The 13,635-nt window shown below is 45.4% G+C and carries 9 protein-coding genes; all 9 read left to right on the forward strand.

Translation table 11 applies throughout. The annotated features are described in order from the left end of the window. Positions 1 to 51: 51 nt before the first annotated feature. Positions 52 to 1,023, forward strand: a complete 972-nt coding sequence (locus tag L0660_RS02675; protein ID WP_235157585.1) for a YheT family hydrolase — start codon at positions 52 to 54, stop codon at positions 1,021 to 1,023. A gap of 109 nt (positions 1,024 to 1,132) precedes the next feature. Beyond that, the gene (gene serA, locus L0660_RS02680) at positions 1,133 to 3,040 is read left to right on the forward strand and encodes a phosphoglycerate dehydrogenase (RefSeq protein WP_235157586.1); all 1,908 of its coding nucleotides are present in this window, start codon (positions 1,133 to 1,135) and stop codon (positions 3,038 to 3,040) included. Between the two features lie 92 nt (positions 3,041 to 3,132). Beyond that, entirely contained in the window at positions 3,133 to 4,206 is a 1,074-nt protein-coding gene (locus L0660_RS02685; RefSeq protein ID WP_235157587.1) for an aminotransferase class V-fold PLP-dependent enzyme, read from the forward strand. A gap of 70 nt (positions 4,207 to 4,276) precedes the next feature. Beyond that, entirely contained in the window at positions 4,277 to 5,185 is a 909-nt protein-coding gene (locus L0660_RS02690) for an Rpn family recombination-promoting nuclease/putative transposase (RefSeq protein ID WP_235157589.1), read from the forward strand. 159 nt (positions 5,186 to 5,344) lie between these two features. Beyond that, positions 5,345 to 5,962: an RNA polymerase sigma factor gene (locus L0660_RS02695; RefSeq protein ID WP_235157592.1), complete on the forward strand. Its 618-nt coding sequence runs from the start codon at positions 5,345 to 5,347 to the stop codon at positions 5,960 to 5,962. Positions 5,963 to 6,012: 50 nt separating this feature from the next. Further along, positions 6,013 to 7,194 carry a FecR family protein gene (locus L0660_RS02700; protein ID WP_235157594.1) on the forward strand — a complete coding sequence of 394 codons (1,182 nt, stop codon included), beginning with the start codon at positions 6,013 to 6,015 and terminating at the stop codon, positions 7,192 to 7,194. Between the two features lie 254 nt (positions 7,195 to 7,448). Further along, on the forward strand, positions 7,449 to 10,952 hold the full coding sequence (locus tag L0660_RS02705) for a TonB-dependent receptor (RefSeq protein WP_235157597.1): 3,504 nt from the start codon (positions 7,449 to 7,451) through the stop codon (positions 10,950 to 10,952). Between the two features lie 17 nt (positions 10,953 to 10,969). Continuing rightward, entirely contained in the window at positions 10,970 to 12,892 is a 1,923-nt protein-coding gene (locus tag L0660_RS02710) for a RagB/SusD family nutrient uptake outer membrane protein (RefSeq protein WP_235157606.1), read from the forward strand. Positions 12,893 to 12,920: 28 nt separating this feature from the next. After that, positions 12,921 to 13,625, forward strand: a complete 705-nt coding sequence (locus L0660_RS02715) for a DUF3823 domain-containing protein (RefSeq protein ID WP_233795433.1) — start codon at positions 12,921 to 12,923, stop codon at positions 13,623 to 13,625. Positions 13,626 to 13,635 lie beyond the last annotated feature (10 nt).

Here is a 13,635-nt window from a genome sequence, read left to right on the forward strand (position 1 = left end):
AAATTAAAAAACGCTTAGAATTATTCTAGTTTATTCAATAATCTTTGTTGCATGCCATTGATTGAGACTGCGTCCAAAATATCGCCCTACTGGCTCCCAAACGGCCATTTTCAGAGCATTTACCCTGCTCTTTTTCGCAGCATTAAGGGTGTATTTTACCACCGGGAAAGAATTGTAACTCCTGATGAAGATTTTCTGGATTTGGATTGGTCTTACGCAAAAAGCCCGGGATCGAGGAAGCTGGTGATCCTTTCTCATGGCCTGGAAGGCAATAGTACAAGGCAGTATATTTTGGGTATGGTGAGGCTGCTGAACCAGCACGGGTTCGATTGCCTTGCCTGGAATTTTCGGGGATGCGGCGGTGAAATGAACAAAACGGCCCGTTTCTACCACAGCGGCGCCACCGAGGATCTTGATCTTGTCATTCAAAATGCATTAAGTAAGGATTATGAGCAGGTACATTTGCTCGGATTCAGTTTGGGAGGAAATCTTACGCTTAAATATCTCGGGGAATCAGGTGTTCATTTAAATCCGAAAATAAAGAATGCATTGGTTTTTAGCGTTCCTATGGACCTTCGCGCGTGCAGCCTGTCCATCATACAGCCGGAAAACAGTGTTTATATGCACCGCTTTTTGAATACATTAGAACCAAAAGTGAATGCGAAGGCGGCCATTTTTCCGGACAGCATTAATATAAGTAACCAAAAGCACGTGCGGACACTTTACGATTTCGATCACATTTTCACTGCTCCCCTACACGGATTCGACGGCGCCGACCATTATTATGAACAATGCAGTTCAAAGTTCTTTATTCGAGACATAGCAATCCCGACCATGGTTATCAATGCGAAAAACGATCCGATCGTGCCTTTCGAAAGCCTGCCGATAGAAGAACTGAGAGCTCATGCAAATGTTTGTCTTGTTGCGACACAGGACGGCGGGCATTGCGGATTCAGGCCTGCCCGGGTGAAAAACGGCGTTTACTGGTCAGAGGAGCGTGCATTGGAGTTTCTTTCACGATAAAACTGATTCAGATATTATTTTGTTAGTGTGATATGTTTGAGATTCGTAATTTTGCGGCTGGTAACGCCAATTCTATTTAACCGATTAATATTCAGTTATTTCCCTTTTCATGTCCACATTAACACTTAATCCATCACCGTACATTATCATTGATTTTGACAGCACTTTTACAAAAGTGGAAGGGCTGGACGAATTGGCAGCGATCGCCTTAAATGGGCATCCAGAACGTGATCAGGTTGTTCAAAAGATAGCTGACCTGACGAATAAGGGCATGAATGGCGAAATGTCCTTTGCTGACGGGCTCCGCCAGCGGATCGGGCTTTTAAAGGCCAATCGTTCCCATATTCAGGAACTGGTGACTTTTTTAAGGACAAAGGTTTCGGATTCGTTTCAGCGCAACAGGCAGTTTTTAACTGAGCATGCAGATCAGATATTTATCGTTTCGAGCGGTTTTAAGGAGTTTATTGTGCCCGTAGCGACCGAATTGGGCATCCATGCCGATCATGTGTATGCCAATGAATTCCTGTTTGACGAAGACGGTAACATTACAGGAGTGGATGAAGAAAATGTCCTTTCGACGGATGGTGGAAAAATAAAATTGCTTTCCTCACTGAACCTGACGGGCGATGTTTACGCCATCGGGGACGGTTATACAGACTATGAATTAAAAGCATCAGGGCTGGCGAGTCGTTTTTACGCCTTTACAGAGAACGTTGAACGTCCGCGCGTTGTGGCTGTTGCGGATCACATTGCAACGTCATTCGATGACTTTTTATATGATAATAAAATGAGCAGAAGCCAGTCTTATCCGAAAAGCCGGATCAAGGTGCTTTTGCTTGAAAATGTGCACCCTGCGGCGCTTCGCGCTTTCGAAGAGCAAGGTTTTAATGTTGAGTTTGTAAAAGGCGCTTTGGACGAAGACGAGCTTTGCGAGCGTATAAAAGATGTTTCGATCATCGGTATCCGTTCTAAAACGAACATTACCAAACGCGTTTTGGACAACGCGAACCGTTTGATGGCGATTGGCGCATTTTGTATTGGGACTAACCAAATCGATCTGGAAGAAGCTGCGAAGAAAGGAATAGCCGTTTTCAATGCTCCGTATAGCAATACGCGTTCTGTTGTCGAACTTGCTGTGGGTGAAATGATTATGCTCATCCGTAACATTGTTGGCAAAAGCAATCAGCTGCACCAGGGAATCTGGGACAAATCGGCGAACGGAAGTTTCGAAGTTCGGGGTAAGAAATTAGGCATGGTGGGTTACGGAAGCATTGGAACCCAGCTTTCTGTTGTTGCGGAAGCGCTTGGTATGGAGGTCTATTTTTATGATTCGGTAGAGAAATTATCTCTGGGTAATGCACGGAAAGTGAACACATTGGAAGAGCTTTTAGCGATTTCTGACGTGATCAGCATGCACGTGGATGGCCGCAAAGAAAATACGAACCTGATAGGAAAGCGGGAATTTGACCTGATGAAAAACGGCGTCATATTCCTGAATTTATCACGCGGTCACGTGGTTGACATTCAGGCGCTGGCGGATGCGGTGAAGAGCGGAAAAGTGGCAGGAGCAGGTGTGGACGTGTTTCCAAAAGAGCCAAAAACCAATGACGAGATATTTGAAAGTGAATTGAGAGGCTTGCCTAATGTAATACTGACGCCGCATATTGGTGGAAGCACCGAGGAAGCGCAGGAAAACATCGGTCATTTTGTTCCTTCCAAACTACTGGAATTCATGAACAACGGCAGTTCTTACGGAAGCGTTAACTTCCCCGAAGTCCAGCTGCCGAAGCTGAAAGATTCCCACAGGTTATTGCACATTCACGCAAACGTTCCTGGAATTTTGGCGAAGCTGAACCATATTTTTGGTAAAAATAATATCAACATTACAGGGCAATATCTTAAAACCAACGAGCACATTGGTTACGTGATTGTCGACATTGCGAAAGACTATACCGAAGAATTCATTCAGGAAGTAAAAGATATAGAAGGGACGATCAGGTTCCGGATGCTGTATTGAGATTGAACAAACAAGATTCAACGGTGCCGGCCAGCTGATCGGCACCGCCAAGTCATTCAGCCTTCCTTCCATCAAAACTCAGTCATTAATCGATGTCTTTAACCTATTTTACCCCGGGCCCGGCTCAGTTGTATCCTACATTTGAGCAGCATTTACAAAGTTTTGTCAGCGGTCAGCTGGGATCTATTTCGCACCGCAGTCAGCAATATCGTGATTTGCATAAATTTACCGTAGACCAGCTCCGTATTCTCCTTAACGTGCCTAATACACATGCTATCATGTTCCTGGGCTCAGCATCGGAAGCGTGGGAGCGGATCTTGTTCAGCTGTGTGGAGCTGGAAAGTTTCCACCTGGTTAACGGATCCTTCTCGAAGAAGTTTTGTGAATATTCGAGTGCATTGAATAAGTATGCACACAAATTTGAAAAGCCGATGGGCGAAGGTTTCACAGCTGATGAAATCGAAGTGCCTGAATATGCGGAATTGATCTGTGTAACGCATAACGAAACAAGCTCGGGCGTGCAGATGCCTGTAAGCGAAATCCATAAGCTTAAACAAAAGAACCCCGACAAGTTTATCGCAGTAGATATCGTGTCTTCCGCTCCATATCCTGATCTCGACTATAATTTAATCGATACTGCCTTTTTTTCTGTCCAAAAAGCATTCGGGCTTCCGGCTGGTCTGGGGGTTTGGATTTTGAGTGAGAAGTGTTTGGAAAAGGCAAGGCAAATCAAAAACCAATATTCAATAGGTGCTCATAACGATCTGCCGACGCTTTGGAAAAACGCCCTGAACAATGAAACGCCTGCTACACCTAATGTGATGGGAATTTATTTGTTGGGTAAAATCGCAGAGGACTTTAATAAGATCGGCGTTGGCGAACTCAGGAAAGCAACAGAGCAAAAGGCAGCACTCATTTATGATTTCATTGAGAAGACCAACGGCTTTTCTTCCTTCGTAAAAGAAGTGCCAAACCGCTCTCAGACTGTGGTCGTAGCCAACGTAGAAACTCCCTCCGCAGACATTATCAAGAAGATAAAAGAAAAAGGAATGGTGATTGGAAGTGGTTATGGAGAATTCAAAAGTTCCCAGCTCCGCATAGCCAACTTCCCGGCAACTTCATACGATGCAGTTGAAAAACTAGTGTATGAATTAGGGGACATCTAAAATAAAAAATACGATTTGAGTGACCATAGGGATGACGGGACGTATCAATGTCCTAATCATCCCTATTTCTGTGAAAAGAAACGACATTCTCTGGAAATCCATTCTGGAAGACACATTCGAAGATTTCTTACGGTTCTTCTTCCCCGAAGCTGACGACGTATTTGATTTCTCCAAAGATTTTGAATATCTGGACAAAGAGCTCGAACAGCTTTTCCCGCCTGATAATGATCATTATTCCAGCAAATTTGTTGATAAGCTTGTTAAAGTCTTTACCAAAGAGGGCCAGGAGGAATGGATATTGGTTCACATTGAAGTGCAAGGCTACACCGACCCACATTTTGCAGATCGAATGTTCACATACTACTATCGGATCTGGGACAGATACCGCAAGCGCACAACGGCACTGGCAATCCTGACGGATGACAACAAGCATTATTATCCAAGCTGCTTTGAACAATCATTTCTTGGAACATCACTTCGGTTTGAGTTTAACATTCTGAAAGTATTGGATCAATGCGATCGAAAGCTAGCTGAAAGCGATAATGTGTTCGCGCATATTTTAACGACGGTCAAGATCGCGCTAAAAAGTAAAAAGCTAAGTGATAAAGATCTTTTTGACTTGAAAATCCAGTTGGCCAGGAAACTTCTCAGCGAGAAAATATCCAAGCCTAAGATTGCAAAGCTGATGAAATTTTTGAAATTTTATGTCGTACTAAATGATCCGTTTCTTTCGGCTTCATATAGTCAGGAGGTTTACAATTTAACACATAAAACATACACAACTATGGGCATTGATGAAGCAGTGATTTATATTTCACGGGAGGAAGGTAAGGAAGAAGGCATTGAGCTTGGCCGTTTAGAAACAACCAATGCTTTTACAGAAGCGCTGCTTAAAGATGGGCGTTTTGACAAGGAAGAGATTGCTCGATTGGTTGGCGTGCCTGTTGCGTTTGTTCAGGAAGTGAAAGCGAGATTATAATTTCGGAATTGGAAGATATATATGAAGCGCAGGACAACCCGGTCCTGCGCTTTTTTATTCTCCCCGGTTGTATGCAACCACAGCCCTAAAAATCTTTCAAATAGTATTTTAGAGATAATTATTTAGCTTTATGCCTTGTTAGTAAAAACGGACTTGGCGGTGATCAATTTTGATACCTTAATAGGGGAAAAAACGGACCAGCAGTTGTGGCAGCGGATTCGCGAAGGAGACGAGCAGGCGTTTACAATCATTTTTGAGAAATACCACCGCACGCTTTATAATTACGGAAGCAAGCTCTCACAAAACTCAGCCATTGTCGAAGATGCAGTTCAGGATGTTTTTATCGACATATGGCGACTGCGTAGCAACCTCACTGATCATGTAACATCCGTCAAATTTTACCTTTACCGGGCTCTTAGAAGGCGCATTCACCTGGCTAAGGACAAGTTTCCGGTTACAGAGGAAATTACATTGCTGAATGACACAGAAACACCAGCGAATGGCGGAAACTCCGAAACATTGCTGATCGACATTGAGTCTGCCTCATTACGCGCAAAACAAGTGCAAAATCTGATGTCCCGGCTTCCCGAGCGACAAGTTGAAGCGTTAACATTGCGTTATTTTGATGATTTCAGCATTGAAGAAATAGCCGGGATTATGGGCGTCAGTGAAAAGTCGGTCCGCAATTTCATTTACAAAGCACTTACTTCCCTCCGCCATAACCGGGAGATTTTGCTGATATCCAGCCTGATCTTCTGCCTGTTAGGTCTTTTTTAGAATTTTTCTTTAAAAAAGTTTGATTTTCGAGGGGTCATTTCGTGAATTCCATGCTCTTTCCTTATGAAAGACGAATTCCCGCCGATATGACGCATGACCCTTACTCCTTAACGGAACTGATCCGCAGCGATGAATTTGTCGCGTGGGTGATGCGCCCGGACGCACATAGCAATGAAAAATGGCGGCTCTTTCTGGAAAATCACCCGGAAAAGCAACGCACAATAGATGCCGCCCGCGAATATGTGATCCTGCTGGCCAAAGATACGGGCAGAGACCAACCTACTGAAAAGCAAAGCGTAAGAATGTGGAGCGCAGTGGAAAGTCAGATGCATAATCAGGAAACCGGACCCTCAAAAGTGGAAGAGGCTGCCGAGCCTAAACGGATTCTATCAGGATGGCGCTGGATAAGGGTCGCTGCATCTGCAGCATTGATACTGAGCATCGGTTCGGTGAGTTACTGGTTTTACTACAAGCAGGGCAACGGGCGGGTGAGTGGATATTTGAGTACTGAGCAAGTTGCTGCTGACAAAGTCGTGCAAAAGTATAATGATACGCAAAAGCCGCTGACGATCCTGCTAGCCGATGGCAGTTCGGTGGTTTTGCAGCCAGGCGGACATTTGAGCTATACTGAAGCTGTTAATGCGAAACGTCGGGAAGTGACTTTAACGGGAAAAGCTTTTTTTGAAATTGTCAAAAACAAGGAAAAACCTTTCCTGGTTTACAGCTATGGCCTGGCTACCAAAGTATTGGGGACCAGTTTCATGATTGATGCTTCGGAGGCAAACAAGGAAATCCGGGTAGAAGTGAAAACAGGGACGGTGTCGGTTTTTTCAATCAATAATTTGGATAAAAAAGAAATCGACGCAGAATCAGATAAACCTGAGCTGACCGGAATCACGCTCAGCCAGGATCAGAGAATTGCATTTTCAAAAGAAAGCGGCAGGATCGTCAAGCTGGATGGTCAGGAAAAGGGATCGGTTCCGGATATGGATATTTCGAAACAAGGTTTTGTCTTCGATGAGACGCCTGTTCATAAAGTGTTTGAAACGCTGGAAACTGTATATAATGTGCAAATCAGTTATGATAAGGTTAAAATGGGCGATTGTACATTAAATGCAACACTGATCGGGCAGCCTTTCAGAGAAAAACTGGACGCCATTTGCAATGCGCTGGACGCTCAGTATGAGATAAAGGATAACCTGGTTTCCATTGTTGGCAATGGCTGCAAGTAAAGGATCAGATTACTATTGAGAAAATAATTATTGAACAATTGCCGGATATATACATGAAAACATCTCAACCAAAATGCTGCTGCTTATGACATAACCTATCCGCTTTGACACAAAAAAAGACCAGCCATGTTCCAGCATGACTGATCTCAAGATTCCCCGAAGTAACTGACATTACTTTACATCCGCTTTTGCAGGGGATGCAAGGGAAGATTTCGTTGAATAAATCTCCTTAACCAACAAATTCATTCAAAAATATGAAAAAAGTTCGACGACTTGAAGACTTTCTCATCACACTCATGCGAATAACAGTCATTCAATGTATCCTGGCGGGTCTATTCGTAGGCATTTCATGGGCACATGATGGAAGAGCTCAATCTGCATTGAGCCAGAAGGTTACGGTTGACATCCAGAATGAGGACATCAAAAAGATCCTTGGACAACTGGAAAAGCAAACCAATGTAAAGTTTGTGTTCAGTTCCAAACTGATCCAGTCAGAAAGAAAAGCTTCCATAAAGGCTCAAAACGGCGCACTAGCGGACGTTTTGGATGCGCTTTTGAAACCAATGGAACTGAACTATAAAGCAAAGAATAACCTGATCGTCATCAGACCTGATAATCAGCCTGAAAAGGCGGGTGAGGTTGGGACTGAGCCAACCCCTGTGCAACCAGCCGAAGCTGCTATTGAGAAAACGATAACAGGAACGGTTAAGGAAGACGGGGGAGCCGGCTTGCCTGGCGTGAGTGTGGTGCTCAAAGGCACGCAAACCGGAACATTGACCGACGAAAAAGGAAAATACTCAATCACCGTTCCCGATGGAGAAACAACATTGATTTTCTCATTTGTGGGTTTTATATCGCAGGAAGTGCTGGTCACTGGTGCTCAGAGCACATTCGACGTTGCGCTTAAAGTGGATGACAAATCGCTGGAAGAAGTGGTGGTTGTCGGTTACGGAACGCAAAAGAAAGAGTCGCTTACCGGCGCCATAGCTACGGTTACGAGCAAAGATCTTGACCGCGTGCATGGCGGCTCAACGGTGAGTTCCGGACTGGCCGGAAAAATACCAGGCGTAACATTCAGGATGCCGGACGGACGCCCGGGAGCAGCTGCAACGGTGCAGATCAGGAATATGGGAAATCCGCTTTTTGTCATCGATGGGATTCAGCAGGACGACAAGCAATTCAACAACATTTCCCCGAATGATGTAGAAAGCATTACCGTGCTAAAAGACGCTTCTGCCGCTATTTACGGGGTTCGCGCGGCGAATGGTGTTGTGGTGGTTACAACCAAAAGAGGAAAAAACGGAACAAAGAATACAATCAACCTTGACGCTTACACCGGCTGGCAAAACTGGTCGAGATTTCCGAATGTAGTCAATGACTCGTATCAATGGATGCACGGAAAAGCGGAAGCGGAAATGAACCAATATGGTAAAACCTCCATCACCCAGGCGGAACTCGACAAGTATAAAGCCGGCACCGAAATGGGCTATAAGAGCTTCAACTGGAAGGATTTCATTGTAAAGAAAAATTCGCCGCTGACCTCTGTTAACCTGAACATGACGGGAGGATCAGATAAAATCTCCTACTACATTTCGGCAACGCGGTTAAGCCAGAATTCGGTCCTCGGACGTGAGTTTACATTTACAAGGAATAACCTGCAAAGCAATGTTGACGCCAAGATCACGGAAAATTTGAAAGTAGGCATTCAGATCAACGGCCGGATCGAAACCCGCGATCAGCCGGGTATTCCGGGCGGTGATGATTACTGGCTGCCTCGTTTTGCAATCCTGCGGAACCGTCCGTTTGAACGCCCTTATGCCAATGATAATCCATTGTATCTCAATGATATTAAGCACAATGAAACCAACTGGGCCTATAATAACAAGCGACTGGGTGGTTACCAAACGGACATTTGGCGCGTATTGCAGACCAATATGACAGCAGAATACAAAATTCCGGGCATCAAAGGCTTGGTTGCCAAGGGAATGTATTCCTATTACATTGGAGACCGGGTTTTGAATGGCCACGAATACACTTATGAAGCCTACACCTACAACCCGACGGACGACACTTACAAAGTAACCGGCGGAAGCACAAACCCCTGGCGGGAAAGGCGTACGCAAAAGATCATGCGCAATGTGTATCAGGGCCAGCTGAATTACAACAACACATTTGGCAAAAATACAATCGGCGCCACCTTTGTTGCAGAACGCCAGGAAGAGCGTGATCAGGAACAATGGGTACACTCGGTTCCCAAAACCAATGTGCTTCCCCTGGTTTATTTTGCAACGATGGACACTTACGACGACAAGGATAATCAGCTTGCGCGTATAGGGTATATCGGTAGGATTAATTATGACTATGCAGGCAAATATTATGTAGAAGTTTCGGCTCGGCGCGATGCTTCCTGGAAGTTCGCTCCGGATCGCCGGGTGGGTTATTTCCCATCAGCTTCTGCGGGATGGAGGATTACAGAAGAGCAGTTTTTCAAAAATATCATTGGCACGAGAAGCATTCTGGACGATCTTAAACTGCGGGCTTCCTATGGGATTTTGGGAGATGATAACATTCTTTTCAACAATGATGTCAACCGTCCTTTGGATCCTTATGCATACTTGCCAGGTTACAATTACAACCAGGGTAACGCGATTTTAAGTGGAACGGCAGTAGTAACGTCACGTGATAAAGGACAGATTATCAATAATATATCCTGGTTTAAAAGTAAAATCACGGACGTAGGTGCAGACTTTTCTTTGCTGGGAACCAAACTGACAGGTTCGGTTGACTATTTCTACCGGTTGAGAACAGGACTTCTGGGACGCAAGTACGACCTGCTCGTTCCAAGTGAACTGGGTTACAGCCTCCCGGATGAGAATGTTAACAGCGATTCACAAGCCGGATGGGAACTTGCCCTGGCTTATAATGGAAAAGCCGGCGACATTGGCTATTCTGTTGGTGGTAATGTGTCCTTCTCACGCACCAAATTCGTCTCTTCCTATAAGCCCGTTTTCAATAATTCCTGGGACCAGTACAGGAATTCTGAGGAAGGCCGTTACAGGAATATTTACTGGGGTTATGAGACAATTGGACAGTTTCAGTCGCAGCAGCAAATCAATGAATATCCGGTTAACATTGATGAACAAGGCAACCGCACATTATTGCCGGGCGACCTGATTTACAAGGATATCAATGGCGATAATGTGATTAATAACCTGGACGAGAGGCCAATTGGTTATACAACAAATGGTCAGCCTAACATTAACTTCGGTTTGAACTTTGCGGTTACCTGGAAAGGCGTTTCATTTAACGCAGACTTCTCAGGCGGCGCCATGTATTCCTGGAATCAAAACTGGGAGCAGCGCTGGGCTTATCAGAACGACGGCGCTTTGAACAAAATATTCCTCGACAGATGGCATCGCGCAGATCCCTTTGACCTGAACAGCGAGTGGATCCCAGGCAAATATCCGGCATTGCGCTACAACGATGGCGGACATAGCAACTACAAGCGAAACTCCACTTTCTGGATCCATAATGTGAAATATATCCGCGCAAGGACCATTGAGCTGGGTTATTCTTTGCCAAAAACATTGCTCGAAAAGGTGAAACTGCAACGCGCCAGGATTTACATCAATGGTTACAATTTGTTCTCCATCGACAATCTGAAAGAATTTGGCATCGATCCCGAAATCTCGGAAGAAAACGGTCTGCAATATCCGCAGAACAAGTTTGTCAACGTAGGGATCAATCTTTCAATCTAATAAAACCGTATTTCGCGATGAAAAAGATATTTTATATACCAGTATTTGTATTGCTATTGCTGAGCTGGGGCTGTAATGATGATGAATTCCTGAACCGGCCGCCAACAAACATTCTGACCGAAGAACAGGTCTGGGGCGATGAAGGCCAGGTGCTTTCCTTACTTGGAAACTTGTACAACCGTTATGTCGATCTGGGCAACTTTCGCGATTTTGAGCGACCTGGCCTGGATGCCCTTACCGGATGGACGCGTCTAGCAGATTTCAATGAAGCATTCTGGTCGGAATCAGGTCGTTACAAGGAATTCCAAAACAGCGGCTGGGATTTGAACACTTGGTCGATCTGGGATTACGGTTACATCCGGGAGATGAATTTATTCATCCAAAAATGCGAAGCAGCAGAGAAACTTTCTCCCGCAGCCAAAGACCGCTTTCTGGCAGAAGCACGATTTCTGCGTGCTTCCTATTATTTCGAGCTGGTAAAACGCATGGGCGGTGTTCCATTGATCCTGGAACCGATGACTTATGATTTCAGCGGAGATCCTACTTACCTGCAACACGCGAGGGCCAAGGAGTCGGAAATCTATGATTTTGTAATTAAAGAGGCGGAGGAAATAAAAGCCAAACTTCCTGCCAATGCCGGTGAAAAGTCAAGGGCTACGCAGGCAGCTGCATTGGCCATGCAGGCCCGTGCAGCATTGTATGCCGGTTCGCTGGCGAGGTATGGTGTGAATACGCCTTCGGTTTCTTTGCCTGGCGGTGAGGTGGGAATTCCTGCAAATCTGGCCGTAGGTTATTATACCAAAGCGTTGGCCGCAGCGAAGGAGATTATCAGCGGAAGCGTGGGTGCGTATGCGCTCTACAACAAAAAGCCTGATCTCTCGGAAAATTTTTCAAGTATATTTTATGATAAAGCAAACAATTCGGAGGCCATTTTTGTAGACGATTACAAACTGCAAAGTGGTAAAGTGCATTATTTCACCGGCTCTAACCAGCCTCGCTATGGTGCTGAGGAAGAGGAGGGTGGAAGAATTAATCCATCATTGAATTTTGTGGAGTCATTTGAAAAGCTGGACAACACATTTGCCCGCATTCCAACCACCAATGCAGCCGGCGCTCCTATTTATTATGCCAATCAAACCGACATATTCGAGGGTCGTGACGCAAGGCTTGCCGGAACGGTTATGCTGCCCGGAACCACATTCAAAGGCCGCACCGTAGACATTTGGGCTGGCTTCCAGCTAGGAAACGGCTCCATCGTAAGCGGCGACGACCGCGGAGCCCAAAAGACATTGCCAGGCAAATCGGTCCCTGAACAAGTTGTAGGATTCGATGGCCCGATCGATGGTTTTGAATTCACTGCGCAAACAGGATTTTATCTGCGTAAATATCTGGATCCGGTTGTAGGATCAGGGCAGCGCGGGGTTAACAGTGAAGTTTGGTTTATCCGTTACCGATATGCCGAAGTGCTTTTGAACGCTGCTGAGGCCGCATTTGAACTAAAACAACCCGCCGTAGCAGCCGGATATATGAACCAGGTGCGTGCCCGTGCCGGATTGGTAAAACCACTCGTGGCCGGAGACATTACATTCGACCGCATCGCGCATGAACGCCGCGTGGAGCTGGCTTTTGAAGGACATTATCATTTCGATATCCAGCGCTGGAGAATTGCCCACATTGTTATGGACGGCAACGCGATCAGCGCGGCAGACCTTTCCAAAGACCTGGGAAAAGCGACCAAAAGAAACACACAGCCCTGGGCATTATGGCCTTACAAAGTGTATGAGCCAGGATCGCCTAATAATGGTAAATGGATTTATAAACCTGTGAAATTGAGCCGTGTAACCGGTGCTGACCGCTTCCAGTTAGGGAATTACTATTCGCTGATCACAGACGAGGTCGTCAACAACAATCCGAAGATCATACGGAACCCAAATCACTAGGCCATCACATTCAAAAAGATCAGCTATTATGAAAATCAGATCTCAATTTATACCATTCCTGGCATTGCTTTTCCTTATTTCAGCATGCGCAAAGGACAATTTTACAGAGCCGAAATCAACTTTATCCGGCCGGATCGTCTATAATGGAGAGCCTATCGCCGTGGAATACAACCAGGTAAGGCTGCAACTCTGGCAGCCGGGCTTCGGCAAGCTTGCGGCGATCGATACGCAGGTCGATCAGAACGGTTCATTCTCCGCTTTGCTTTTTAATGGTAAATATAAATTGGTTGTACCAAAGGGAAGAGGGCCTTTCAAGACGCTGGAAAAAGATGCTGCCGCCAAAGACACATTGTTTGTAACACTGGAAGGTAATCAGCAGCTGGACCTCGAAGTGATGCCCTACTATATGATCCGCACGCCTCAGTTTGCAGGGGCTGAAAACAAGGTCACAGCCACATTGAAGCTGGAAAAGATCATTAACGGCGCCGACGCCAAGGCCATTGAACAGGTTTCTCTTTTTATTAATAAAACAGAATTCGTGTCGCGCTCAACCAATGTGGGCGTAACGGATATAGCAGGGGCAGACGTCAAAAATTTGAATGCAATCACCATAGCGACCGAAATTCCTGCCCTTGTGCCGACCCAGAAATATGTTTTTGCAAGAGTCGGTGTGAAGATCAAGGATGTAGAAGACATGATTTTTTCACCGGTTCAAAAGGTGGAATTTAAATAACAGACTCCAA

Origin of the sequence: Dyadobacter sp. CY351 (assembly GCF_021502625.1) — a bacterium.
Taxonomy (GTDB): domain Bacteria; phylum Bacteroidota; class Bacteroidia; order Cytophagales; family Spirosomataceae; genus Dyadobacter; species Dyadobacter chenhuakuii.